At 35.7% G+C, this 24,912-nt stretch carries 24 protein-coding genes; 9 read left to right on the top strand and 15 right to left on the bottom strand.

Annotated features, from left to right (window positions below):
- Window positions 1–16: 16 nt before the first annotated feature.
- The 10 genes from ACVWYN_RS08375 to ACVWYN_RS08330 all read right to left on the bottom strand — a co-directional run bounded on the left by ACVWYN_RS08375 (window position 17) and on the right by ACVWYN_RS08330 (window position 9,186).
- On the bottom strand, window positions 17–265 hold the full coding sequence (locus ACVWYN_RS08375; protein WP_457288396.1) for a hypothetical protein: 249 nt from the start codon (window positions 263–265) through the stop codon (window positions 17–19).
- Between the two features lie 479 nt (window positions 266–744).
- On the bottom strand, window positions 745–1,653 hold the full coding sequence (locus ACVWYN_RS08370; protein WP_457288395.1) for a hypothetical protein: 909 nt from the start codon (window positions 1,651–1,653) through the stop codon (window positions 745–747).
- 726 nt (window positions 1,654–2,379) lie between these two features.
- Window positions 2,380–3,201 (bottom strand): VOC family protein, encoded by an 822-nt coding sequence (locus ACVWYN_RS08365; protein WP_457288394.1) that lies wholly within the window; start codon window positions 3,199–3,201, stop codon window positions 2,380–2,382.
- Window positions 3,202–3,209: 8 nt separating this feature from the next.
- Complete coding sequence (locus ACVWYN_RS08360; RefSeq protein ID WP_457288393.1) at window positions 3,210–4,130, bottom strand: SDR family NAD(P)-dependent oxidoreductase; 921 nt, start codon at window positions 4,128–4,130, stop codon at window positions 3,210–3,212.
- A 29-nt stretch (window positions 4,131–4,159) separates the two neighbouring features.
- Window positions 4,160–4,723 carry a reactive chlorine resistance membrane protein RclC gene (gene rclC, locus ACVWYN_RS08355; RefSeq protein WP_457288392.1) on the bottom strand — a complete coding sequence of 188 codons (564 nt, stop codon included), beginning with the start codon at window positions 4,721–4,723 and terminating at the stop codon, window positions 4,160–4,162.
- A 70-nt stretch (window positions 4,724–4,793) separates the two neighbouring features.
- Complete coding sequence (locus ACVWYN_RS08350; protein WP_457288391.1) at window positions 4,794–5,654, bottom strand: helix-turn-helix domain-containing protein; 861 nt, start codon at window positions 5,652–5,654, stop codon at window positions 4,794–4,796.
- A 63-nt stretch (window positions 5,655–5,717) separates the two neighbouring features.
- A complete protein-coding gene (locus tag ACVWYN_RS08345) occupies window positions 5,718–6,338 on the bottom strand; it encodes a pyridoxamine 5'-phosphate oxidase family protein (protein ID WP_457288390.1) in 621 nt (206 codons plus the stop codon).
- Between the two features lie 38 nt (window positions 6,339–6,376).
- Window positions 6,377–7,360 carry a type I glyceraldehyde-3-phosphate dehydrogenase gene (locus tag ACVWYN_RS08340; protein WP_457288389.1) on the bottom strand — a complete coding sequence of 328 codons (984 nt, stop codon included), beginning with the start codon at window positions 7,358–7,360 and terminating at the stop codon, window positions 6,377–6,379.
- A 202-nt stretch (window positions 7,361–7,562) separates the two neighbouring features.
- Entirely contained in the window at window positions 7,563–8,108 is a 546-nt protein-coding gene (locus ACVWYN_RS08335; RefSeq protein ID WP_457288388.1) for a carboxymuconolactone decarboxylase family protein, read from the bottom strand.
- 244 nt (window positions 8,109–8,352) lie between these two features.
- The gene (locus ACVWYN_RS08330; protein WP_457288387.1) at window positions 8,353–9,186 is read right to left on the bottom strand and encodes a helix-turn-helix domain-containing protein; all 834 of its coding nucleotides are present in this window, start codon (window positions 9,184–9,186) and stop codon (window positions 8,353–8,355) included.
- A 210-nt stretch (window positions 9,187–9,396) separates the two neighbouring features.
- On the opposite strand from ACVWYN_RS08330, the gene ACVWYN_RS08325 reads away from it, so the two are divergent.
- Both ACVWYN_RS08325 and ACVWYN_RS08320 read left to right on the top strand, forming a co-directional pair.
- A complete protein-coding gene (locus ACVWYN_RS08325) occupies window positions 9,397–10,770 on the top strand; it encodes a dipeptidase (protein ID WP_457288386.1) in 1,374 nt (457 codons plus the stop codon).
- A gap of 33 nt (window positions 10,771–10,803) precedes the next feature.
- A complete protein-coding gene (locus ACVWYN_RS08320) occupies window positions 10,804–11,688 on the top strand; it encodes a glycoside hydrolase family 25 protein (RefSeq protein ID WP_457288385.1) in 885 nt (294 codons plus the stop codon).
- A 17-nt stretch (window positions 11,689–11,705) separates the two neighbouring features.
- Here ACVWYN_RS08320 and ACVWYN_RS08315 read toward each other — a convergent pair whose 3' ends face one another.
- Together ACVWYN_RS08315 and ACVWYN_RS08310 are read right to left on the bottom strand one after the other, a co-directional pair.
- Complete coding sequence (locus ACVWYN_RS08315) at window positions 11,706–11,996, bottom strand: hypothetical protein (protein WP_457288384.1); 291 nt, start codon at window positions 11,994–11,996, stop codon at window positions 11,706–11,708.
- A 157-nt stretch (window positions 11,997–12,153) separates the two neighbouring features.
- Window positions 12,154–12,357: a hypothetical protein gene (locus ACVWYN_RS08310; protein WP_457288383.1), complete on the bottom strand. Its 204-nt coding sequence runs from the start codon at window positions 12,355–12,357 to the stop codon at window positions 12,154–12,156.
- A gap of 133 nt (window positions 12,358–12,490) precedes the next feature.
- Here ACVWYN_RS08310 and ACVWYN_RS08305 point away from each other — a divergent pair, with 133 nt between their 5' ends.
- Window positions 12,491–14,503, top strand: coding sequence for a thioredoxin domain-containing protein (locus ACVWYN_RS08305; protein ID WP_457288382.1), 2,013 nt, complete (start codon window positions 12,491–12,493; stop codon window positions 14,501–14,503).
- 375 nt (window positions 14,504–14,878) lie between these two features.
- On the top strand, window positions 14,879–15,223 hold the full coding sequence (locus tag ACVWYN_RS08300) for a DUF3024 domain-containing protein (RefSeq protein WP_457288381.1): 345 nt from the start codon (window positions 14,879–14,881) through the stop codon (window positions 15,221–15,223).
- 696 nt (window positions 15,224–15,919) lie between these two features.
- Here the strand turns inward: ACVWYN_RS08300 and ACVWYN_RS08295 are convergent.
- The 3 genes from ACVWYN_RS08295 to ACVWYN_RS08285 form a co-directional block, all read right to left on the bottom strand.
- Window positions 15,920–16,585: a response regulator gene (locus ACVWYN_RS08295; RefSeq protein ID WP_457288380.1), complete on the bottom strand. Its 666-nt coding sequence runs from the start codon at window positions 16,583–16,585 to the stop codon at window positions 15,920–15,922.
- A 9-nt stretch (window positions 16,586–16,594) separates the two neighbouring features.
- On the bottom strand, window positions 16,595–18,259 hold the full coding sequence (locus tag ACVWYN_RS08290) for a tetratricopeptide repeat-containing sensor histidine kinase (RefSeq protein ID WP_457288379.1): 1,665 nt from the start codon (window positions 18,257–18,259) through the stop codon (window positions 16,595–16,597).
- A gap of 68 nt (window positions 18,260–18,327) precedes the next feature.
- Window positions 18,328–18,468, bottom strand: a complete 141-nt coding sequence (locus ACVWYN_RS08285; RefSeq protein WP_457288378.1) for a hypothetical protein — start codon at window positions 18,466–18,468, stop codon at window positions 18,328–18,330.
- 354 nt (window positions 18,469–18,822) lie between these two features.
- Here ACVWYN_RS08285 and ACVWYN_RS08280 point away from each other — a divergent pair, with 354 nt between their 5' ends.
- The 5 genes from ACVWYN_RS08280 to ACVWYN_RS08260 all read left to right on the top strand — a co-directional run bounded on the left by ACVWYN_RS08280 (window position 18,823) and on the right by ACVWYN_RS08260 (window position 24,824).
- Entirely contained in the window at window positions 18,823–19,743 is a 921-nt protein-coding gene (locus tag ACVWYN_RS08280) for a hypothetical protein (protein WP_457288377.1), read from the top strand.
- 125 nt (window positions 19,744–19,868) lie between these two features.
- A complete protein-coding gene (locus ACVWYN_RS08275; RefSeq protein WP_457288376.1) occupies window positions 19,869–20,009 on the top strand; it encodes a hypothetical protein in 141 nt (46 codons plus the stop codon).
- 570 nt (window positions 20,010–20,579) lie between these two features.
- On the top strand, window positions 20,580–22,583 hold the full coding sequence (locus ACVWYN_RS08270) for a phospholipase D-like domain-containing protein (protein WP_457288375.1): 2,004 nt from the start codon (window positions 20,580–20,582) through the stop codon (window positions 22,581–22,583).
- Window positions 22,583–23,554 (top strand): hypothetical protein, encoded by a 972-nt coding sequence (locus tag ACVWYN_RS08265; protein ID WP_457288374.1) that lies wholly within the window; start codon window positions 22,583–22,585, stop codon window positions 23,552–23,554. The genes ACVWYN_RS08270 and ACVWYN_RS08265 overlap by 1 nt, the downstream gene beginning before the upstream one ends.
- 214 nt (window positions 23,555–23,768) lie before the next feature.
- Entirely contained in the window at window positions 23,769–24,824 is a 1,056-nt protein-coding gene (locus ACVWYN_RS08260) for a Fic family protein (protein ID WP_457288373.1), read from the top strand.
- Window positions 24,825–24,912 lie beyond the last annotated feature (88 nt).

Below are 24,912 nucleotides of genomic sequence, written 5' to 3'. Positions count from 1 at the left end.
GTTCAATATTTGAGATTTATTTTTTTACTTGGTTAGAAAATCTTTTTGCGAAAGCCAATTTACTTTCTTTAAAGCTTGGGTTTGTAATAAAAGCTTGCAGATCAACTGTTTCATTGCCTTTGATATTGAAATTTATACCTGAAATAGTGATATTTTTAAAATTGAATTTGCTATGTAAACTATCATTCATTTCCTTTTTTGAAACTGAAAGTATAACCTTTTCCGGTTTATAAGGATTTTCTATATGACAGCCTAAAGCGAACATAAAGATATTAATTTAAGAAGTTATGCGATTAGAAGAAAGAGAATAAAATGTGGATTGCTGACTTAACGTTCAATTTAATGATAGTTGCAGGTATAGGACATTCGATATGAAATGCATAAAAATCGGTGTTTGATGGCTGTGTTCTGGGTGTCTGATGGGTGTTGGCTCGGTGTATTCACCCAGAACATACCCCTAGAAGGCCGAAAACACCCAGAAGTGGCACAGGTTTATATGCAACTCATATAAAACAAAATCAATCTCGAGCGATTAAAAAAATACTACTGTTGAAAATTACCATCGGATATTTTACGCCTGAACTCCTGGAAATTGGGATGTGTTTGTATGAGGAATCAATTTTGCAGCCGAGCGATTGAGATGATAAGTGAATCTCTTTGTTAAAGACTTCATTTTTCTAGTCTTTCTATAGACGTTCGTAAAAAAATCGTTGGCTACATAAAGGTCTGTAATTCTATTTTTAACTATTCCCGCCAGTTTATTTTAGCAGAAAGTAACTTACAGTTTCCATTTTCAAGCGAAAAGAAAGCGGTTCCACCTTCATAAATCAGCATATAATCCACTTTCGCAAATTTGAAGTCTTTATCGAATGTTATTGAGTGAATGGATGGCGGAGTTTTCAACTCCCAATTACCACCCCAATGACCATAAGCTATCTTTATAAAATTTTCAATAAAAGTCATTCTTTTTTTGCTTTCACCAGTAGCTTGCGCAATATTTTCCGCGCCTCCTGTTGCAAATGGAATATTTTCGTTGCCCAGGAATTTTTTTAATTCGTCTTCATATTTTTTAGTCAAATAAAGTGTAACCCCCGGCACTTGAGTAATTCTAGGCCTGAAATTAGTAAACGAGTAAATATGTTTTTTTGAATTATCAATATGACCGATTCCATACGGCCCCCAAGAGCCAATAAGATTGCCGTATTCTCGATTCTTAATCCTGTTAATAAAAACCGCTTTTAAACTATCTGAACCCACAGTTTTATTTATTTCATCTATGGTGAATGCATCTGTTTCTGATTCGTCCCAATACACTTTATCAGCCACATATAAATTAACATCTTGGGAAATAACAAAATAATGAAAATTGCGATAAAGTTCATACCTAGACTGTTTAACACCTAGCTTCGCAACATCGTGGGGATCATAAAGAGTTTCGAATATTTTATATGCGTATTTAATGGAATTATTTTGCTTCCGAAGTTCACTGTCCGATATTGGTTTGATTTCTTTTGCCCAATTTTCAAAAAACCTATTCAACTTTTGAACAGAATTTTCAGCATATGCCTCCTCCAACGTTATATGACTTTGTGAAAATACACTATGACAGATCATACAAACTAATATTGAAATAAAAATCGCTTTCTTTTGCATATGCATTTTTAAAAATTTAGGGTTAAGTTACAGAATCTGCGCCGATTTCATTCTCTACTTGTATTAAAGTTCATTCAGTTTCTACCATGGGAAGCTAAAATCTAGTAAAGCTTTCTTCATCTAACTCCTATGCAAGTCCTATTCCTATGCCACCCATATAGGAGCATAGCAAGAGGAGCATAAGAGCCCATAGTGCGCCAACCAGTAAGTGAAATGATACGTCTACTGCTTGCTTTTTTATAAAGCCTTACCGGCTTTTAATACGTCAATGAACTTCCGCCACCGGCTATCACAGCTGGTAATTTAAATCTAACTAGTCGACTAATGGAAATAAATAATACTGAAACGCTTGCCTATTATTTTTTAGCTGATCAGCAATGGCATAGCGCGTTTCCGATATCGTCAAATTGTTCGGATTTATCCAATTTATTTGTATAATAGTGGCTTATAAAAAGCTCGTTTTATTATAAGTGCAAAGGTATGAAAAATAGTTGATATTTACAAATAAATTCGAACATTTTACCGAATTAAATACATTGATTTACAGTGTTTTATCTATTTTTTATGCGTTAATGAAAGACTGTTTTTATAACTCATTAAATGACCTTTTTTGTGGTATAATAAGGTTATTTAGCAACTGATAATGCTCCAACCAAATCAGTTGGATGTCTAAATTAAAAGAGCCTAATATTTGAATGTATATAGCGCACTAACAGTTTTTAAATGTTATTCTATAAATACGTATATCGTATCAACCAATCCATTTTTTAGGAATAGAATATCTGAGCCCATTATTTTTGAATCTTCTTTTTCCGACTCAAATTTCCAATTAAATTTTATAGTATCGTGATGTTGAAGAACGTTACCAACCAAACTAAAAACATGGTCTGGGCACTTAGTTTGTAACACTGTAATAAAGTCATTCAGCCTTTCTTTTCCTTTTAGGTTTGCGTAAGGATCTAAAAAATTCACGTGATCTGAATATATTAAATCCATAGCTATTTTTCGAACCCCGCTATTCTTTTCACTCCATAATTCTAGATGCTTGTTAGCAATACTTTCTGGTCTTACATTATTTTCAGTTTTTTCGTCCTCAAAAATGGTGTTAGTTTGAAATATATTGATTTTATTACCATCAATATCTTCAATCATAGTACATAACATTTTGTCACCAGCTATATACTGTTCTTTCCAAACAAATTTCACCTCTTTTTCTTCTAATTGCTGTGTTGTTAATTTGATATCCGTTACTTGAAATACAATAACTTTATTTCCTATCGGAATTAAGTGCATCGGCACATCAGCAAACATTTCCGGAATTTTTTTGCTATTCGGAACTTGAAGTATTTCTAGCTTTAAATCTCCCAATTTAAGAATAGCTATATCTGCCGATCCTGACGGCAAACTAAATGTAGATTTATTTTTAAGTTGAAAACCCAGGACATCTTTGTACCACTTGATTGAGTCATTAATGTTCTGTACTGTAAAGGCAATATTGTAGAGAGAAATGGATTTTAAACCATCCTCAAGATAAACTTTAGAATTCATGATCTTTATTATTTAATAGTCATTTGCGTTGAAAGTTTCCATAATCGATCCGCATTCTCTTTGTCAAGAGCATACATTGCAACACCCTCATAATTATCAGGTCGTTTTGTTACAGTCTCTACTTCATTACAATTCTCAAAATAGCGTCCACTGATATTTTCAAGCAAAGGAGAGGTAGCTAATAAAATAGAGGTTGCTGCTCCTTGTGGTGTTGTTTTATGAAGTTCTGGGGCAGAGCGAAGTTTTCCACCAACGTGTTTTTGAAGATTTGTTAAAATTGCGCCTGGGTTTAGTGCATTTACCGTTATTCCATCCTTTCTCCAACGTTCTGTTGCACCAACAGCAAATAGAACAGTAGCTGTTTTTGCTTGTCCGTAAGAAAGTAAAGCATCATAAGGTCTGAACAAAAAGTTAACATCATCAAATACGACAGGTGAAAATAAATGCCCACTTGACGCAACAACTACAACTCTTGCTGAACCAGTGCTTTTCAGCGCATGATGAAGTCCAACAGTCAAGGCGAAATGTCCAAGATGATTGGTCATAAATTGCATTTCGATACCCTCTGGCGTTTTTTGCAAGTCTGGAATAGCCATTACACCAGCATTATTTATTAAAATATTTAATGCTCCTTTCCAATTCGCAACAAAATTATTTATTGAATTTAAATTGGTTAGGTCAAGTTGAGCTATATAAATTTTTCTGTTGCCTGTACTAGCAATAATTTCATCAGCAACCTTTTTGCCTGCATCGATATTCCTTACAGCAATAGTAACTTCTGCTCCAGCTTTTGCCAAAACCCTTACTGTTTCTATTCCGATACCAGAAGCTCCTCCTGTTACTACGGCTCGTTTACCTGTCAAATCTATTCCACTGATAACTTCTTCAGCAGTAGTGTGAAATCCGAATTTTGTTTTTAATAGTGCCATACTAATTATTATTTCTCTTGAGCTATAATCTACTTTGATTTATTTTCTAAAATTCTTTTTGCCGTGTCTGATGCTATTACTAATCCGGCAGTCATCATGATAATATCTTTTATAACCAATCTACCTGCACCTGATAAAAAAGGAAAACCATAATCTGCACCCCCTAAATTGGGTACATAAGCTTCTGGTGTTGTTATTAAAAAAGATAATGTAACCAGCGACATGCCAAAAGTGAGTAAGCCACCCAATAGACCTATTTTTTGATGCCAAATTCCTAAAAACGTAAGTAATCCAATCAGAACAATGGAAAATCCAAGACCCAAAGCAAAAGTATAGGTTCCGTTATCTTTATTCCATTGAATATTATTCTGATTTACTTCACCTTCTTTGTTTTTATGAATTTTATATTCTTCCGGATGAGTGTAGAAAAAACTCATAACCGGACTGTTTGCTACAAATGGAACAATGCCATCTGCTTCGTATTGAAATGCTTTTAATCCACCAATCCATGCCATAACAATGAAAATGGATATTCTAAGTAAGTTGATGAATTGTTTTTGAGAGTTTGCTAGAAAATATAACATGCTTTTCATAATAGTTTCTTTTAATTATTATGAAGTAAAATTATGATGAAAACTTCGCTGAAAAAATGGACAAAAATGACTATTCCTTGGACAAATATGCAAGCTCAGAAATACCCCCTTTTTTCCTAAAAGTTTGAGGAGACAATTTGGTGCATTTCTTAAAAAAACGACTAAAATAGTATTCGTCATTAAATTGAAGGCGAAAAGCAATTTCCTTTATACTTAATGTTGTAAGGTGAAGTAATTTTTTAGCCTCTACAACCAATCGATCTTGAATTAATTGAGAAGGGGTTTTTCCGAAGTATTTTAATACTTTTTTGCTGAGTGTATTTGATGTAATTGATAATAGTTCAGCATAATCATTGGGCTTGTGAAGCGTTAAGAAATTTTTATCCAACAACATCCTAAACTGTTCCATATGAGCATCTTTAGTAGTATTGACAACCAAACTTTCTAAAGTTTTTAACTTAATACTGCTGCATTTCGCTAAAAATACTTGCAGGTAAGCTTTTAGAACAATTTCTGAGGAAGCATCATTTTTAAACTCATATTTAATCTGGTTGATCAGTTGTAAAAATTCTTGAAATTGCTCCTGTGAAAGCGCAACAGATGGCTCAACATAGATGTTATTAAATAGAAGGCCATTACAAGCAACCTCATCGCGATGCGCTTCAATACAATAAAAGTCAGAATGAAAGCGCAATAGGGTGTATTTAATTTCTTTCTCAGACTTCAAAAAAATGGTTTGCATAGGAGTTGCGAATAATAACTTTGGCCCGGTGAACTCATAAGTCGAAAAATCTGCGTGATAGCTTCCTTCACCGCTATGAATAAGAATTATTGCATATTCATAAAACTGAACGGGAATTGTTAAATTAGAATCAACATCTTCTTCTATTCCAATTAAAAACTCTCCTGCTTTTGAAACAATGTTTTTCATATTTAGGTATTGTGTTCATCATTAAGATATGCCTCAAATGCTAAAATATCAATACTCATATCCTTATTTTTTTTGAATTCTCAGTTTTTCTTCCAGTATTTTTACCTTATTCTCCAAGTTTCCTATGTATTCTTTCTGTGGCATCAGTGCCTCATCAATCTCCTGGCTGGTATAACGCTGTGTTATATGTTGCGGACAGTTCCAGTCGTATGCCTGAATTTCGAATACCATCATTCTCTCGGGACGGAACTTATAGTCTTCAGGCTGCAGAAGCTCATATAATTTTTGATCGTTTTCGAGATCTACAATCTTTGCCTTGGCATAAAGTTTTAATCTTGCTTGGTGCGGATAGGACATCATAATAATAGCTACATTATTATTTGTGACAATATTTCCAGTAGATATGTATTGTTTATTTCCCACAAAATCTACAAAGCCAATGGTTTTATGATCAATTACCTTTATAAATCCTTTCGGTCCTCCTCGATGTTGTATATATGGATATTCATTCTCTCCGAAACTTGCTATATAAAAACTGTCACGGTCCTCAATAAAATAAATTTCATTATCGGTAAGTCCGTCAACAACCGACATTTTTTCCATCCTGTCATAACCACGTCTGCTTCCCTTTTTTTCTTGCAAGTCTTTAACAGCATCTGTAAAAGCTAATTGTGCATAATTCATGATTAAAGGTTTAAGTTGTTAATATTTAAATACTTATTCTATAATTCTTGAATCTGTCTAATCATCTGGTTGGTAAATCCCCACTCATTATCATACCATGCCATAACTTTTACCAGATCTCCGTCCACTACTCTTGTCATTTCTAAATCTACTGTTGCTGCATAAGGGCTTTTAATAATATCCGTAGATACCAGTGGTTCATCCGTAACAGCTACTACTTTTACGTAACGGTCAGTTAATGCTTCTTCTGACAATATAGCGTTGATCTCTTGGGCTGTAGTATTTCTTTCTGTCACAAAAGTTATGTCAGAGATGGAACCCACCGCAACAGGTACTCTTATCGCAACACCGTCAAATTTCCCGGCATACTCTGGTAGTGCTTTAGTGGTTGCTATTGCAGCTCCTGTAGCTGCTGGAGCCAGATTTATACCTGCTGTTCGTCCCATTCTTGGCTCTCTTTTAGAGGGTGCATCCATCAGAGTCTGAGAAGCAGTATATGCATGTATGGTATTTAAAATGGCTTTTTTTATTCCTATTCTGCGACCTAAAATCTCTATTAGCGGACTGATATTGTTGGTGGTACAGCTTGCGCAAGAGAAAATGGAAACCTTACCTTCCGCTGTATTTACTCCATGAACTATTGTTGGAGTGTCCTTAGTTGGACCTGAAATTACAACGAATTTAGCTCCCGCCGTAATGTGCTTTTCAGCATCCGCTTTATTGGTGAACAGACCTGTACTTTCAATTACTGCATCCACTCGAAGTTCTTTCCAAGGTAGTTCCAAAGGATCCTTTTTTGAGGTATATTTTATCTTGCGGTCTTCCACTAGTATATAATCGTCCTCATACGTTACTTTTTTATCATACTTACCGTAGATACTGTCATATTTTAAAAGGTATACCGCATTTTCTATACTCATTAGATCATTAATTCCTACCAGTTCCAAATCTGTAGATTCTAGTATCACTTTTAAAGACGCTCTCCCAATTCTGCCAAAACCATTAATTGCAATTTTTTTCATCTTGATAATTTTTTAATTATTTAGCTACAAAAAAATAGAGGGTAATCACAGCCCCTATTATGATTATTATTTTTTTTTAATATCTCTTGTTTTATTTTACAGGGAATGATGCACCGTAATACGAGCCCCTACAACCATAATTATGGTAAATGCCAATTTATAAATTCCGAAATATTATAAGTTATTTTCATGATGAATTAAATTAGTTTTTATTAATTGGCTCAAGTTTTGGAAAATCAATATCCGTTTTAGCGGCATTATTGAAATAATTTGTAAAAATGCTTAAGGCAACTGAGCCGATAACTTCCGCAATCTGCGGATCACCGAATCCGGCTGCTTTAAATTTATCCACAGCGTTATCTGAAACTTTACCTTTAGTATCAAGTACCGCTTTTGCAAACTCTAATACTGCATTAGTTTTATCGTCTGAAGATACTCCTGATCTCGCCTGATCCAGAACTGAAGCATCAAGACCTATTTTCCCGCCTATAAAACTGTGTGCTGAATTACAATAATCACATCCGTTTTCGTTTGCAACCATTATTGAAAGAAGCTCTCTTACTTTAGGATCTAGGGTCGAACTATTTAAAGCTGTGCTGAGTCCTAAATATCCGTTGAGTACCGCTGGTGAATTTCCCATCGTTCTCATCATATTGGGAACCATTCCCATTTTTCCTTTTATTACATTAAATAATTCTTTTGATTTCCCTTCGGTTTCTTCTGGGTTTAAAGCTGTTAATCGTGCCATAATCTTAAAATTTTAAATTGATATCTATTTTGTCATTATCGACAGTACAAAGTTGCGAAGCTTACAAGGATGGAGGTTAGGCAGATTTTCCCGATGAGTTAACCTTTTTTCCTAAATGCGCTAAATTATGGGAGTGCGCTGATTTAATTTCCTGCTCAGTTTGAGAATTAGGGCAAAAAATATTTGAAACAAACCAAAAAAAGTGTCCAATTTGAACACCTAATATGATTAATGTGGATAGATACTAATTTAATTTTAATTTTTCCCGGTATTGAATTGGAGAAATTCCCTCCCTGTTTTTAAAGAACCGGCTGAATGTCTGAATATCTTCATAGCCGAGATCATATGCGATTTCTTTGATAGACAAATTAGTATAATTGATCTGCCTACGGGCATGAAGCATAATCCTGTCATGAATAATACTGATGGGTGGACGGTTGGAAACTATCGCAAAAAGATTCGATAGCGTTTTAGGAGACTTATTGAGTTTAGAAGCATAAAAGGCAACATCATGATGCTTAGAGAAGTGCCCTTCCACTAAAAAATTAAATTCCCTGATTATGTCAACCTGACTTGTTTTCAAACTCGCATAATTTTCCGATTTTTTTAAACTTCGTGCACAAAAAATTAAAATCTGCTTTAGTATAGACTGAAGCATATCCTTTTGAAGACTGTCGTTGGAGGACATCTCATTTGAAAAGTTTTCCCAATAATTTTCGAGTAGCTTAATTTCGTTCTCTACTATTTTTACAATAGGAACACCGTTGGCACCAAAGAATAATAATCCTTTGCTACCCACCTCATTATCATGATTGATCGGGCAGAAAAAAGATTGATTCCACCTGATGAAGCGCACACACTCAAGATTTAAACTATCTACTTTGTGAAATTCAGTTAGGAAAACAACATCATTTCTACCTAAATTATATTGAACCTTATCAATTATAATATTCATATCCTGTCCATTATTCCACAGCAGTGTCATATCGGTATTTTCGGATTTATAAATTATATCTTTATTAAAATCATTTAATTCCTCAAGGGTCAGAAACTCTTTGCTGTCGCCACTGAAAATCATAACTGCAGATTTTTTAGTTTAATAGTCAAATTTAAAGAAAATAGTATCCGAAAAACAATAATAAAGCATTAGGCCTGTTTATATCTCAAACATGTTGATGATTATACGTTTTTAAAAAAAGAATAACAGATTGATATACGTGCAAAGTCAATTACTCAAACACACCGCTCTACCTACACAAATAACTATATTTGCCTAAATTCATTTGTTATGCAAGAGATCAAAAAATATGTAGAAGAAAATAAACAGCGTTTCCTTGATGAGCTGTTTGAGTTATTGCGCTTTCCATCAGTTAGCGCAGATCCTAAATATAAAGACGATGTCCTTAAAACTGCTGATTTTGTTGCAGCCAAGCTAAAAGAGGCTGGTGCAGATCAAGTAGAAATATGTGAAACAGCCGGTTATCCAATTGTATACGGCGAGAAAATAATAGACCCAAGTTTACCAACAGTGTTGATTTATGGACACTATGATGTGCAGCCGGCAGATCCATTAGAGTTGTGGAAAACGCCTCCCTTTGAGCCAACCGTTAGGGATGGTAAAATTTATGCACGTGGTGCCTGCGATGATAAAGGGCAGTTTTATATGCATGTTAAGGCATTTGAACTGATGATGAAAACCAATACTCTTGCCTGCAATGTCAAATTCATGATAGAGGGTGAGGAAGAAGTAGGTTCTGCAAATCTGGGAATCTTTGTAAATGCCAATGTAGAAAGGTTAAAGGCAGATGTGGTACTAATTTCTGATACTTCTATGATCAGTATGGAGAATCCATCTATTGAAACTGGTTTACGCGGACTAGCCTATATGGAAGTTGAAGTTGTGGGTCCGAATCGCGATTTGCACTCTGGTGTTTATGGCGGTGCTGTTGCTAACCCTGCTACTATTCTGTGTAAAATGATCGCTTCTTTGCATGACGAAAATAACCACATCACCATACCTGCATTTTATGATAAAGTTGTGGAGTTAACTGCTGATGAAAAGAAGGCCTTAAATTCTGCTCCTTTTGATTTGGAGGAATATAAAACAGATCTCGATATTGCTGCGGAATGGGGCGAGAAAGGTTATTCTACGCTAGAGCGGACGGGTACAAGGCCGACGCTCGAAGTAAATGGTATATGGGGCGGATACATTGGAGAAGGTGCTAAAACGGTGCTTCCTTCTAAAGCTAATGCAAAAATATCTATGCGTTTGGTGCCAAATCAAAGCTCAGAGGAAATAGCTGAAATATTTACTAAGCATTTTAAAAGTATCGCGCCAGCTAATGTTAAAGTTAAGGTTACTGCGCACCATGGTGGTGAGCCAGTGGTAACACCTACAGACAGTACTGCATATCGCGCTGCGGAAAAAGCAATTCTTGATTCTTTTGGCAAGGCACCAATTCCAACAAGAGGAGGAGGAAGTATTCCAATTGTAGCCCTATTTGAAAGCGCATTGGGTATTAAGTCGGTATTGTTTGGTTTCGGCTTAGACAGCGATTCACTGCATTCGCCAAATGAGAAATACGACATCTACAATTACTATAAAGGAATTGAAACATTGCCACTGTTCCATAAGTATTTTGCGGAATTGAGTAAAGGGTAATACGGAGTTAAGGATTGTACTTTTGCCATAGCTATGCCTCCAGCACCAAAACGAAACCCAATAACCCGTAAAGCACCTGTAACGCGGAAAAAGGCAGCTCCCAGAAAGAAATCAGCAAAGAAAAAAGGCTGGCCAATGGAGTTGAAACTGTTGATTCTAATGGTCGTACTGATCCTTTTATCGCCATTTTACTATGGTTATGTAATTAAAGGGTTTACTTCTTCCTGGCGTTGGTTTAAGGATATTGGTGAGGATCCCGGTTACCGTACCTACAGCAGTTTCAATATTAGTATTCCAAAGGGATATGTTATCCACGGTATAGACGTTTCTTATTACCAGGGTAAGATAGACTGGCAACAGGTTAAAGGCATGAAGGAAGATGATGTTAAAATTGGTTTTGCGTTTATCAAAGCTACGGAGGGCTTGTTTAATGTTGATCCTTATTTTCAACGAAATTGGAGAGAAGCGCCTAAAGCAGGGGTAATTTGTGGTGCGTATCATTACCTGCTGGCAAAAAAATCTGGCGACTGGCAAGCCAAGTTCTTCCTTCAAACGGTAAAGTTTGAGAAGGGTGATTTACCACCTGTTGTAGACATTGAAGAGCTTAACGGGGTGCCGGCTTCTAAAATGAGGGTTCAATTGCAAGCATTTTTGGATCATGTAGAAAGTAAAACAAGGGTAAGGCCAATCATTTATACTGGTCTTTCCTTCTATAAAGATTACCTGCAGGGCCATTTTGACGATTATCCTTTATGGATTGCGCATTATTATCAGGCAAAACTGAAAGTAGCCAAAACTACCAGGTGGCAGTTTTGGCAGCATTCTGATAAAGCAAAAATATCTGGTATTAATCACGTTGTTGATTTCAACGCCTTTAATGGTGATAGTTTGGCGTTCGATAGGATGTTGATCAGGTAGTTCGCAGCAATAGTTTTTTAGTTTGCCTTTTTTTTCAATGACGCAATATCACCTAAATCTTTCTTTCGGCCTGTAGCCTCCTTATTTCTGATAAATTCATTAAAATTTATAAAATTGACTCTCAAGTCAGCAATGTCTCCTTCCACCTTATTCGCATAAGCTTCATCAAATTCTACCCCTGAGATATTATTTAGAATATCGATTCTAAGTGGAGGATAACCTAACTGTGTTACATAATTGTCTTTCAAAAAATCTTGTTCTGTGAGCCCGAGAGATCCAAAACCAAAATCGTTTAGAACTGCAATCATTTTGGAAGCATTTTCAACACTCGGTTTAATCCAAATATCAAGGTCTCCCGTATGCTTGGACGACCATGATAAGCGAGAGCATGAGCACCAACAATCATATAATCAACATGATGTAAATTAAGAAATTCGATAAATTCTATAAAATCCTGCTCAAAAATCATAGTTTTCTTTGGTGTACAACCTTCTCAATTTTTTCAGGAAAAAGACCGTCTGCCCATTTGAAGTAATTTCTTCTTAAACGGCTCACTTCAGTAAGTCTTTCAGCAACACTTTTACTCATCCAAAATAAAACATCGAGATTATCTTCGTCCTCCATTTTTACCTGGTTAACTACAATAGCCATCTTCCTTTCGTGTTTCATCTCTATGTTTTAAAGATTTTCAATTTGAAATTACTATAACAAAAATACAAAAAAATATAGCATTTAGGTTAACAGGTGCCTGGGTTTGTATGCATATTCAGTAAAATTCGAGTTATCTTCCTACCTTTAAAATATGAATTCAGAACCCAACCGTTTAATCAAAGCTTCTTCTCCATATTTGTTACAGCATGCCCATAATCCGGTAGATTGGTTTGAATGGGGACCAGAAGCCCTGCAAAAAGCAAAAGATGAAAACAAGCTTATCCTGGTAAGCATTGGGTATTCTGCCTGCCACTGGTGCCACGTTATGGAAAGAGAAAGCTTTGAGCTGCAGGAAGTGGCCGAAGTGATGAACAAGCATTTCGTATGCATTAAAGTAGATAGGGAAGAGCGACCAGACATCGATCAAATCTATATGATGGCCATCCAACTGATGACCGGGAGCGGTGGCTGGCCGCTAAACTGCATTTGCCTTCCAGATCAAAGGCCTATTTATGGTGGTACCTATTTTAAAAAAGAAGATTGGATCAATGTGTTGTTGAGTGTTTCAAATTTATGGGCTACTGAACCTGAAAAAGCTTTTCAGTATGCAGACCGACTAACAGATGGCATCCAGAATTCAGAGAAAGTTATCCCTAACGTAAAGGCAGAAACCTATACCCAACAACACCTAAAGGATGTTGTAGAACCATGGAAAAGAAGCTTTGACATGGCAGACGGTGGATATAATCGCTCGCCTAAATTCCCATTGCCCAACAACTGGCAATTTATGCTCAGGTACAGCAAACTGATGCAGGATGACGCAACCCAGGTAGCCGCCTTCTTTACACTAGAGAAAATGGCGATGGGTGGAATTTACGACCACGTAGGAGGAGGATTTGCGCGGTATTCTGTAGACGGGCAATGGCATGTGCCTCATTTTGAGAAAATGCTGTATGATAACGGACAGCTAATCAGTCTGTATGCCGAAGCCTATCAATACAGCAAAGCGCCCCGATATAAGGAAGTAGCAGAAGAGACCATCGAGTGGATGAGCAGAGAAATGACTTCAGCAGAAGGTTTGTTCTATGCTGCGCTAGATGCAGATAGTGAAGGCGTAGAAGGTAAGTTTTACGTATGGGACAAACAAGAATTTGATGAAGTACTGGGCGCAGCCGATGCGGCGATATTGGCCGATTATTTTGATATTACAGCAGAAGGCAACTGGGAAGAGGAGCAGACCAATATTTTGCAAACCAAGTTCTCTGAAGAGGAGTTTGCAGCAGCAAAAGGGCTGACCGTTATAAACTTACAAGCGCTTATTTTTAAGGCCAAAAAGGAGTTATTAGCCCGAAGGGCAGAGCGGGTTAGACCAGGTCTGGATGATAAATGCCTTACTGCCTGGAATGGCATCGCCATTAAAGGATTAGCAGAATGCGCTAGAATATTCAGTAATCTTCATTACTATGAGATGGCGCGTAAATCTGCCTCATTCATTTTAGCACATTCAAAAACGGACGATGGAGGCATTTACCGCAATTATAAAAATGGTAAGGCCAGCATCCCTGGCTTTCTTGATGATTATGCCTTTTTAATAGATGCTTTGCTGGCATTATATGAAGTAGACTTTAATGAAGATTGGTTGCAGGAAGCACGCGCTTTAGCCGACTATGTGTTGTTGAATTTTAATGATACGGAGAGTCCGATGTTCTTTTACACCTCAGCTATCGGTGAAAAGCTAATTGCTCGTAAACACGAGGTAATGGATAATGTAATGCCAGCATCCAACTCTGTAATGGCTCAAAACCTGCATAAGCTGGGCTTGCTGTTTGATGTGGAAGATTATTCAAATCGTGCTGCGGCAATGCTTGCTTCCGTACAAGATCAGATTAAAACTTATGGTTCAGCGTATTCAAACTGGGGCATCCAATTGTTGAACGAAGTTTTTGGTATCAATGAGATTGCAATTACCGGTGCGAATTACGAAGCTGTGCTTGCAGATTTTAAGCACCATTATATTCCTGCCAAGGTTTTCTTAGCGGGTAGGAATTCAGAATTACCATTATTAAAAGACAAGCAAAGCGAAGAAACCAAGATTTACATCTGTAAAAACATGGTTTGTCAGCTGCCAGTAGTTGGTGTAGAAGAGGCGATGGGTATTATATGATGTAAATATATTACCTTATAAAATAATCGGTGGGAGTTGAGTTGCCTTTAGGTTATGAAGGTTTCTAAAACTATTTATATCTAACAGGGACGTAATAGGGAGGTAAGAGGGACATAACAGGGAGGTAGCAGGGACACTATCCCTGTTATATTCTAGTTAACTCCTAGTTAAGTTACAATTAGGAGTTTTTTACTTAAGACACATTACTATGTTCCTCCCGAGTTTTCCTCGAGTTTATCTTAAGTTTTAGCTGAATTTTTGGAGATCGGTGAGATTGTGGGGAGAGAAAGTATCCCCATTGCGACTGTAGCAAAGATGCCATTTTATTAATATCTTGTGGATGCTTGAACAGAAAGGGGAAAAATTTTTATGACAATGGAAAATAATGTGATATCAATTATAGAAGAGCAACTAAAAGGCTTTATTCAAATATTAAGACCAACTGATGTAGAAGTTTGTTTGACATTAGATCAAGGATATAATTTGGACAGACAAATCGCTCTGTTATTTAAAATTAGACCGAAATGGGATGATCCGAGTATAGTGTTGCGATACAAGTTTGCCGAGCTAAATTATGTTAAAAACATTAAGGTTTGGAAATTGTATTTGCAACGCAGTTCTGGAAAATGGGAACTATGCGAACCATTTTTAGCGAATCAGAACCTTGAAATGGTGTTAAATGAGATTATAGAAGATGATCTTCGTTGTTTATTTAGATAGGAAGAATGATTTATTCAAATATCAATTTATACTTAGCCAATGAGGAGAGTTAGATCAAACCTGGCCGTGCCGAGCGTTTATTTTTCCCATCGACACAGTGTCATACCCTTTTTTGTAGCATTGCCTAAATTAGTTTCGACTATCTTATATTGACAAGTGCTTAATCCACGACATTTTGAATTTTTATGAAATTTCTTTGCAGATTTACTATCGCATACGTAGACAGTTTTTGAATTATCATCTCTGTGACTGCTTGTTAAAAGCAATGCACATATAAAAATTATCTTTATCATTTGATTTAAGTCCCTATGAATTAAATAATTGCACAAGATAATGTTTTATAGATAATTACCCTGTACAATATTGAGGTCGCATTTTTAGACGGGTTTACAACAATTTATATTAACTGTTATGACATTCATTTGAACAAAATTTACAACCGTCTGCTGATGTATAAGTTTTTTTTGCCTCTGTGACAGCACCCTTACATGATGAATACTCTCCGAGATATTGCCTGTTTTCTGGTAGGGGTAAAAATGAACAGCCAGAATCATGAACCTCATGATCTCCATTGTTTTGAGCCCTTTTGTTTACATAATACTTTTTCATGATTTATTTGTTAAATGGATTATAAATCAAATCTATATATACATTTTGCAGTGTTCTAAAGGGAAACCGTAAACGGAGGTATATTTCTTAAATCGTTTTTACGTTTTGTAATTCTGTGATCAATTGAGTATTACTGGTAACTTCAAAGGTCAGTCGCATAATATTGAGTCGTTTTTCAATGCTGCTGAGACTCGATGATTTCATCTTTCTGTCTTTTAGTATGTTTGAGATTTCTATTTGTGATTTTCCGTCTTTTAACAAAGAGATAATAGCCAGATCCAGTTCGGTAAAATCGTGAAAAACATTTCTGTTAACTTGCCTCAAATTAGGGGATAGATATGACTTTCCAATCGAAACACTTTCTAGGGCGAGTTTAAGGTCATGGGCATCATGCCTTGCTTTAGGTACATACGCATCAATCTTTAAATCTTTAAAAAGAGATTGTGCAACAGATGCTCTGTTTTCTATGGAAAAAACCATCACCTTAAGATTGGGTTGAAATTCCCTGGCTGCTTTAATCAATTCGACGCCGTTTTTAATATCTTGTTTGATGTCTTCATCAAAAGAAAGATCTGTGATAAGTAATTCATAAGGATTGCCGTCTCCAGCCGCTTTTTTTATCCGGTTGAATGCATCATCACAGTAATAGACATAATCTTTTATATCATGACTTATTTTCAAGTCTGACAGTGTCTTCTGAATGGAACTGCTTACTAGCTCATGATCTTCGGCAATTAGTACTTTTTTAAACATTCTTTTAATCTAGTTGACAAGAAAAGACAGACTAATTTTTAGTCCCTTTTCAACGTTGCGGTCAAAAGTAATTGTCCCTCCAATGGATTGCATACGGTTTCCCGTATTTGTCAAACCATTTTTGAATTTTACCTTTTCATCAAACCCACAGCCGTTATCCATGTACGTGATTTTCACTTGATTTCCCAGCCGTTCGAATATCCAATTGACTTTAGTAGCTTGGCTATGCTTACTCATATTGACCATTAATTCCTGTATTATGTATTCTAGTTCTTGCTTTATAATGGTACTAATAGTTTGCCACATTAATGGATCATTACCAGATGTATAGACTTTAAGTTGCTCATTTTCAAACGAAGTTAATATGTCTTGTATCCTTTTGTTAAAAATATCTTCATCCTTTTGTATATTTTCATATGAAATATCCCTTGATTTCTCGTAGAGCGACTCAACCTCATCTAGTAGGTGCTCTCTATTGATATCCGGTTTGTTCTGTATATCTGACATAATTCGGTATAGTCCATTTGCGACTACGTCATGCACTTTTTTCGAAGTTTTTAGTTGGTTTTCGTGAATTTGATTCTTGGCCTGAAGCGCTAATCTTTGTTTTCGGTATCTGTACAATATTCCTCCACCAGTTACTACTATGACTAAACCTGCTATAAGAATGAATATTTGATAACGTTTATAGTCGTTATCATTTTGCAAAAGGAGATTATCCGCCTTACTTTTTTCCGTCTCATAACGGACAAGTGCAAATTGATTTTTTGCATTCCCTCGGGCTATTTGTACGCTATCAGCTAAGCTTTGGTATCTTTCGAAATATGGTATTGATAAATTAGAGGGGCTTAGTTTTATAAGCTTTTGAAGCGCTTCCAACTGATCATTTGCACTTTGTATTTTTATTGCAACTGTATACATTTTTTGGGCGTAAAATAGACCTGAATCAGGGCGTTTCTTCGCGTAGAAATTTGCGAGATGTGAATAGCTGGCATTTTGTCCCCACTTATCATCTTCTTGAATACGGATGGCTAGCGCTTTTAGAAAATCTGGCGCCGCATTGTAATTGGGATTCTTAAGCCATTTGGTTTCTGAGATATTAGAAAGTACCCTGGAAAAGGTACGCTTATTCTGCATCAGATTTTTGTCCTCAATTAATTGATTGAAATACTTCAAGGCACTATCATACTGCTTTTGATCAGATAAATTGATTGCAATATTATTTAAGTATATAGCCTTTGAATTTTTTTCTTTAGTAAGGTCAATTGATTTAAGATAGAAGTCGTTTGCTTCGTTATAGTTCTTTAGGAGATTTGCCATCTTCCCCAAGTTGTTAAAGTTGGAAGACAGCAATTGCCGCTGCTTTTCATCGGTGTCGTCCAGATATTTTATAGCAGATAAAGAAATTTCCTGGCTTCCGAAATAATCGCCTTGATCGCCACTAATAATTGCCATGTTAATTAAGCAACCGGCTGCTTTAATACTGTCTCCAGTCTTCAAAAATTGTTCCTTAGCGTTGTTGAAATAGATAAAGCTACTGTCTGAAATATCTTTTTCTAAAAACTCGTAGGCCTTGTCGTATGCATCATTATTTTTAGAGGATGATGTTAAGACCTGCTTCTTTTTACAAGATATGATTAGTAATAACAGAATTGGAAGGATGTGTCTTTTCAATTATTTTAGTTTCCTCTAAAATAAATAAAAATACGGGCAATCTTTTAAATCGCCCGTATAGATTATTATTATCCTTTAGGTGGTGGGTTATTCCCAGTCTCTCCGCCTGTGTCGCCACCTGCACCTGTACCATCATCATAAGGTGTTTCTGTTGAACTAGTGTTAGTATTGGTTGATTGGTGCTGATGAGCTGGACATGCGAATGCCATGAATAATGAAAAAAACAATGAAAAAAACATTTTCTTTAAATTTAAAAGTTGATGAACATATAGTGCCCCGAGACCGTTCTCGGGGATTGCTACGATTGTAAATCAGAAGGCCTTCTGAATTTTTGGGAAGTGTTTTAGGATTATATGCGGAAGTTTATAACTGCTTCCCAGCCGGCTATTTACCTCCGCATCGTCTCCTGGTTTGAAATCAGAATTTTTAATAATTCCTAAAGCTTATCGGTACTTGTTCTGGTTTCTTAAGCAAAGATGTGGCGTATAAATCACTTGTTATCAAATGATTCCGATCATTCCAATGATTCCGATTTTTCCTATTGGAATTCCAAAAATCCTTTAATGAATTCCGAAAATTCCGATTACCTTTATTTAACTTATCGTTTAACAATGTTTTTTGAAGACTATAAACTTGAAGTAATCCGAGCTTACGAAAGGCTCAAAAGGGACGGCACACTTTCTACTAACTTGGCAAAGCCAAGTCCTGGTAAATTGAAAAAAGAGTGTATTATCGTATACGACGAAAGATATTCGGCTAAGGACGACATAGTGCTTCGACTATTTTTTGGTGCAAAAGAAACGGAAAGAGATTTTAGACACAAGATTAAAAACTTTGAAATTGATGAATTTCGACCGTTAGTTAATTTTATCAATGGCAGAACTACAAACCCTGATGAGAAAAACATAAAGCTACTATCGTGGTTAATCGATTTTGATAAGAATCAAGGAATCTCTGAGGGTAAACATGTTGAGAATGATAGCGAATACAAGGTTAATGAAGTTGTGTTGCCAGAGGAAACCCATGAAAAAGAAATGGTAGATACAACACCTGCGCAACCACTATTGATAGAAGTAACTAAAGAGACTTTTAAACCTGCGCCAAAACTCAAATTTAAAATTGCATTTGCAATGTTGTTATTAATCGCATTTGCTGTTGTAGGAAGTTATTTATTATTGAACAGAGCTGCGCACACTGATGAAAAATGTATGTATTGGGGTGGAGATGAATATGTGCAAGTTTCATGCAACCAAAAAATGCAAGGCAAGTTAGTTATAGCCTTAGACCCCGTTAGGCTAACCCATCTAAAGAAAATAGCCAAACCGGACACTATTACTCATAAATCTGTTGGAAAAGTATGGTATGTTAAAGTAAAAGGGAGAATTGAATATTATACAGATAGTGGATTTCATCCTATTGAAATCGATAAGAGATTAATGCCTATAACTGATTATATGATAAATAAGTACATTCTTCATCTCTAGCTTTACGCTCTAAAGGTATTTATTCAAATAATAATTTTTGTGTTTACGGGAAGCCGTAAAAATATTCAATTCATGAGCGGTTAATTTGTGGTAGTTGTTATTGTAGGCAATAAATTAAAATTATCATGGAACAAATTCAATCAATTAAGCCTGGTCCGAAGCCAAAAAAGGACAATGGAGAAGTAGACAAAAGAAGAAGGGTTATACCTGAAACAATACCAAAATTTCCTGATTTGAAACCTCATAAGCACAAACCGAACGATTAAAATTAAAGAATGCTGAGAATAAGTTAAAAAAATAATTTGTTTGCAAAATAATAATGATTGAGATTGATTAGTACGTATGGTTTTTAATTTATTGAAAAAATATTCTACGAAATGTTAGCAATGTGATATTTTTTTATAATATTTGAATCAACCGAAACAAACTTTGCCTCTGTATTTAGGGATACCGGGAGATTAACTTTTCGCTACTATCAATTGAAAAAATCAATCTTATTGTTGCTGTTTTGCAGCGTGATTATCTTTGCTGGCTTTTCCTTACCGGAGGAGAATCATGCTAATGCTATTCATTTGGCTACATGTACTGGTAGTAAAAATTGTCTCGCATGCTCCAGCTGTCGCTATTGTGCGCACTGTAATTCTGGTGGTAAATGTGGTATATGTTCATCAACATCAACCAATAAGTTGGTGGCTAAAAGAGTAGTGGTAAGTAAAAGCACAACTAGTTCGCAATGCCAGGGAACTACAAAGAAAGGAGCAAGGTGTAAAAGGATGGTGAGGGGTGGTGGCTATTGCTGGCAACATGGTTAAATAATTTTAAATAGAAATTGCATTATGCAGACTGATAGTTCACAAATCGACCAACAAGTGTTAAATGACAATAAAGAAATTTATGCCCGCATTCAATCAGAATTGTTTGGAGCCCAAAATGAAATTCTTGTCGCTGCAGCTTGGTTCACAGATGATGAGCTTTTTGATATTTTATTGCAAAAAGTTGATCAAGGTATTAATGTTGAGGTTATTATGGCTGATAATCAAGAAAATGAAAAGCTTGACTTTTCCTTGTTGTCTGCTCGGGGTGCTACCATTTTCAAAATTAAAAATGTAGGTTATGGGATTATGCATCAAAAATTCTGCATTATAGATCGTAAGATTGCCCTACATGGTTCTTATAATTGGTCCATTAATGCAAGAAAAAATAATCATGAAAGCATAATCGCAACTGACCATAGGCAGACCGTTGAAAGCTTGATCGTTAATTTTAACAATATAAGAGAAAAAGCGAAGGCTATCCTCGCAGGGTTGGAGCCGCCTGTAGAACAAACTGTTATTTCTGTACCTAAATCCGTTAAATCTATTGACGACACTTTAGCTGTCAAATCAGAATACGAGAAAGTTCTAGATTCAATGATTGCAGCTGAAGTAAGTTCCTTTGATAGAGAAAATCTAAGAAAACAAGGCTTTGACAGATCATTAGCTAACAATGGAGATCATCATGTACTTAACAAAGCTCTAGATACGCTATATAATGGTTTTATAAATGATATCGATGTCATCGAAGATAAAAAAAGACGGCTATTGTCCAAAATTGATGAACAGAAGGCAAAAATATCCAGCCAATTACATGATCGCTGTGACACTCAATTGGAATCTATATTAACGGAATTTGAAGTTTCAAAGGATAATTGTAACAATAAAATAATTGGGCTTAGGGCTGAGATTCTCATCAATCAATCCGCAATGAATGATTTAAAGGAAAATAAAATCCAGCTTTTAAAAGATAAAATAGTTGAGATAGAAACTATCATTAGAGAATCTATGCAAGAATTTGTTAAACCAGTTATAAAGTGGTTTGACTGGATCGTGACTTCTTTTTTTACACTTGCTTTATTCATGTATCTTCAAATCTTTTATTCTTCAGCTGCATATATTCTTCTTTACAGTGAGGAAGATGCTCTAATTGCTAGTAAGACCTCTAACGGACCTATCACTCCTCAAATATTTAATCCAGAAGCCTTTACAAAAGCATTAGCTCATGGAAGAATGGCACTTATGTTCGTATGTCTATTTGTTGTCATCCCTCTTGCATTTGCAATCTTGAAAAGAATGATCGCCAATAAGTTATTAGCTAACTGGCTTACCTACGGTCTTGGAATGGCTGTAATAGACGGGTTTATCGCTGTGAAAATTGCACAGGCAATACAGCAAATTAAGTCACAGACAGAATTAAAACCAGTTCTCTGGAAACTCACTGATGTGTTGACAGATATTAATTTTTACTTAGTATTCATTCTTGGTGCATTTGGATTACTCCTGTTCAAATTCTGCTTTGAAAAGCTGAGTTCACTTGCTGATGACCGAAATCCAGACGTTGCGGCACAACGCAATAAAATTTTTCTTAAGCATAGGAAAGAAGACATAGAGAGATTAACTGAAGAGATATCAGAGAACCTTGCAGATGTAAAATTGCGTGAGCAAGAAATTATTCAGTCAAATACACAAATTAAAATTAATGAGTTGGAATTGGAAGAATTGCCAAGTAAAAAGTCTACTCAAATAGAGAATCGTAAAAATGATCTTAATAACAAGTTGCAGGTTGTTGAGACCACCACTGATATTTATAAAAGTCATGTAGAAAATGATAACATCCCTGTGTCAATTAATGCCTTAAAAGATCGTATCAATATTTTCCTTGAAGGTTGGAATGATTTTTTGCATCAAGAGTATTCTATTGTTAAAGCCAGTGAAAAATCTGCACATGCGACTGAAATTGCATTGAATTGGGAAGACAATAAAATTAATAGAAGTCTAATAGATGCTAGAGTAAAGATTAAGTGATGAAAATTTTAAATATTTTAATATTGCTAGGCGTTTTTTTACTTAATTCATGTAATAGTGATAAAAACTCCACTGCTAATAACAATGTAGAAAGTAATACTTCCAGTTTTACAACAGATCATTATAATATAACGATTTCTTCAGATTTGTCGAATCGATTAAGGTCTTCATTATATCCAAAAGCTGTATCAGATGTAGAAATTGTAAGCATTGTAGCAGACAATATCTATCCGAGAATACTGATGCATAAACGCTCAATGAATCAACTAGATCATTTCAGGATTGATTTTATTAATAAAAAGCAAATAAGTGCCTATTCTGTAGATACAAAGATTATCGATATCGATTTTTCGCAGTTTAAGTTGCAGGCTAATCGAATAGATTATCTACGACATTCCTTCCAGACTGATAAGAATAAGTTTTCTCTAGAATTTAATAGAATCCATCAAAAGGCAATAGCTACATCTTTTGGGTCAGATATTTGGACTTATTTACAGCAAGGAATTGATAATTCAATTGTTGATACAACCACTAGTGAAGGAAAAATCGGTTCGACCAACTTCAAGAATCAATTCAAGAACGTTTTGATTCTATTAACAGATGGCTATATAGAAGCTGGCATATATGGTAAGGGCTTTGACATAAGCGGGAGAAGAATTGCCGAGTTTAGAAAAAAGTTTTTGCAGTCGGGGGGAACAAATATCAATACTTATTTTAAAAAGGACACAGCTTTCAGAGTTAATGCTTTGAGTAATCCTTTGCTTAAAAATTTAGAAGTTTTGGTGCTTGAACTTTATGATAGATCTGAAACTAATTCTGGGGCATCAGTTCATCCAACTGATTTGGAAATTATGAAATTGCTTTGGGAGGATTGGTTAAAGCGGTCTCAGGTAAAGCGATACGAATTGCATCCTAAATTTTCCAACAAAGCTGAAGCGGAAAAGGTAATATTTAAATTTTTAGGTGTTTAGTTTTATTGATATGCTTATAAAGATTTGACAGTGAGTTTTTTAGTGATAATGAAATGCTCATAAATTGTTTTGCAGCTTCGATAAATGGCTGAAGTGCGATAATTAGCACGTAGAAGTTAGGTAAAAAGTTTATATTCATTCATGAGCCGATTAATAACTCTAATCGGCTCATGATTTTATTATATTTGAGCCGATTAATAAATATAATCGGCTCATGGTATATAATTGGCAACTTCCTAATTGGCCTCATTTCGTTTACGAACTTAATGAAATACAGCATTTAATTGTTGAACTGGCAGAAGAAGTGGGGCAGGTTAATGGTATCCTGTTAGGATTGCCAGAGGATTTAAAGCAGGAAACACTCTTGCAAATTATGCTGTCTGAAGCCGTTAAAACCTCAGAAATAGAAGGAGAATATATTAGTCGCGAGGATGTGATGTCTTCGATCAGAAACAATCTGGGACTTAATCATGATACAGCTTTAATAAAAGATAAGCGTGCCGGTGGCATTGCTCAATTAATGATTGCGACACGTAGGTCTTTTGATCAGCCACTTAGTTTAGAAATGTTGTGCAACTGGCATAGTATGTTGATGGCAAACGTAAGGTATATTAATCCCGGACAGTTTAGGAAAGGGGAAGAACCGATGCAAGTGATTTCTGGTAGTCATGGCAATGAGATGGTACATTTTGAGGCGCCGCCATCTGTAGCAGTACCGCAAGAAATGGAGCACTTTGTTACTTGGTACAACAATTTGTCATTTACTGGAAGTACCGGTTTAGCAGAAGCAATACAAAACGCTGCAATTGCACATCTGTATTTTGAAACTATACACCCTTTTGAAGACGGGAATGGACGTATTGGCAGAGCTATCGCAGAGAAAGCACTGTCACAATCACTAGGCCGACCAGTAATGCTTAGTCTTTCTAAGATAATTGAGGCAGATAGGTCTGCTTACTATGCTGCTTTAAAAGAGGCACAGCGTTCGCTGGAAATTACCTCTTGGATCAGTTATTTCGCTTTAGTTGTTTTATCAGCTCAACGTGATGCAAAAGAACTGGTAGAGTTTACACTTAAAAAAGCGCAATTTTTTGACGGGTTCAGGTCTCAACTGAATGATCGTCAACTAAAAGCGATTAATAAAATGATGGATAAGGGTGGAAAGGAGTTTGAAGGTGGAATGACTGCCAGAAAATACATTGGGATTAACAAGACTTCTAAGGCAACTGCAACACGCGATTTGCAGCATTTACAGGAAATTGGTGTCTAATACGGTAGTCATTGGGCCAGTCATTACGGCGATACCGGGCCAACTAAAACGGGAATCACTGGGCCAAGAAGATTAGCCGATAATACGG

The organism is Pedobacter sp. UYP24, assembly GCF_054057295.1.
The sequence above is the reverse complement of the archived record's forward strand: the minus strand, read 5'-3'. Positions and strand labels throughout refer to the sequence as shown.

Excerpts from the sequence above, each read along its gene's own strand:
- ACVWYN_RS08300 (WP_457288381.1), top strand. The coding sequence starts at position 14,879 with ATGGAAAATAATGTGATATCAATTATAGAAGAGCAACTAAAAGGCTTT.
- ACVWYN_RS08360 (WP_457288393.1), bottom strand. The coding sequence starts at position 4,130 with ATGGCACTATTAAAAACAAAATTCGGATTTCACACTACTGCTGAAGAA.
- ACVWYN_RS08265 (WP_457288374.1), top strand. The coding sequence starts at position 22,583 with ATGAAAATTTTAAATATTTTAATATTGCTAGGCGTTTTTTTACTTAAT.
- ACVWYN_RS08270 (WP_457288375.1), top strand. The coding sequence starts at position 20,580 with ATGCAGACTGATAGTTCACAAATCGACCAACAAGTGTTAAATGACAAT.
- ACVWYN_RS08305 (WP_457288382.1), top strand. The coding sequence starts at position 12,491 with ATGAATTCAGAACCCAACCGTTTAATCAAAGCTTCTTCTCCATATTTG.
- ACVWYN_RS08320 (WP_457288385.1), top strand. The coding sequence starts at position 10,804 with ATGCCTCCAGCACCAAAACGAAACCCAATAACCCGTAAAGCACCTGTA.
- ACVWYN_RS08340 (WP_457288389.1), bottom strand. The coding sequence starts at position 7,360 with ATGAAAAAAATTGCAATTAATGGTTTTGGCAGAATTGGGAGAGCGTCT.
- ACVWYN_RS08335 (WP_457288388.1), bottom strand. The coding sequence starts at position 8,108 with ATGGCACGATTAACAGCTTTAAACCCAGAAGAAACCGAAGGGAAATCA.
- ACVWYN_RS08310 (WP_457288383.1), bottom strand. The coding sequence starts at position 12,357 with ATGAAACACGAAAGGAAGATGGCTATTGTAGTTAACCAGGTAAAAATG.
- ACVWYN_RS08285 (WP_457288378.1), bottom strand. The coding sequence starts at position 18,468 with ATGGCATTCGCATGTCCAGCTCATCAGCACCAATCAACCAATACTAAC.
- ACVWYN_RS08375 (WP_457288396.1), bottom strand. The coding sequence starts at position 265 with ATGTTCGCTTTAGGCTGTCATATAGAAAATCCTTATAAACCGGAAAAG.
- ACVWYN_RS08275 (WP_457288376.1), top strand. The coding sequence starts at position 19,869 with ATGGAACAAATTCAATCAATTAAGCCTGGTCCGAAGCCAAAAAAGGAC.
- ACVWYN_RS08280 (WP_457288377.1), top strand. The coding sequence starts at position 18,823 with ATGAATTCCGAAAATTCCGATTACCTTTATTTAACTTATCGTTTAACA.
- rclC (WP_457288392.1), bottom strand. The coding sequence starts at position 4,723 with ATGAAAAGCATGTTATATTTTCTAGCAAACTCTCAAAAACAATTCATC.
- ACVWYN_RS08295 (WP_457288380.1), bottom strand. The coding sequence starts at position 16,585 with ATGTTTAAAAAAGTACTAATTGCCGAAGATCATGAGCTAGTAAGCAGT.
- ACVWYN_RS08260 (WP_457288373.1), top strand. The coding sequence starts at position 23,769 with ATGGTATATAATTGGCAACTTCCTAATTGGCCTCATTTCGTTTACGAA.
- ACVWYN_RS08345 (WP_457288390.1), bottom strand. The coding sequence starts at position 6,338 with ATGAATTATGCACAATTAGCTTTTACAGATGCTGTTAAAGACTTGCAA.
- ACVWYN_RS08325 (WP_457288386.1), top strand. The coding sequence starts at position 9,397 with ATGCAAGAGATCAAAAAATATGTAGAAGAAAATAAACAGCGTTTCCTT.
- ACVWYN_RS08370 (WP_457288395.1), bottom strand. The coding sequence starts at position 1,653 with ATGCAAAAGAAAGCGATTTTTATTTCAATATTAGTTTGTATGATCTGT.
- ACVWYN_RS08365 (WP_457288394.1), bottom strand. The coding sequence starts at position 3,201 with ATGAATTCTAAAGTTTATCTTGAGGATGGTTTAAAATCCATTTCTCTC.
- ACVWYN_RS08350 (WP_457288391.1), bottom strand. The coding sequence starts at position 5,654 with ATGAAAAACATTGTTTCAAAAGCAGGAGAGTTTTTAATTGGAATAGAA.
- ACVWYN_RS08330 (WP_457288387.1), bottom strand. The coding sequence starts at position 9,186 with ATGATTTTCAGTGGCGACAGCAAAGAGTTTCTGACCCTTGAGGAATTA.
- ACVWYN_RS08315 (WP_457288384.1), bottom strand. The coding sequence starts at position 11,996 with ATGATTGCAGTTCTAAACGATTTTGGTTTTGGATCTCTCGGGCTCACA.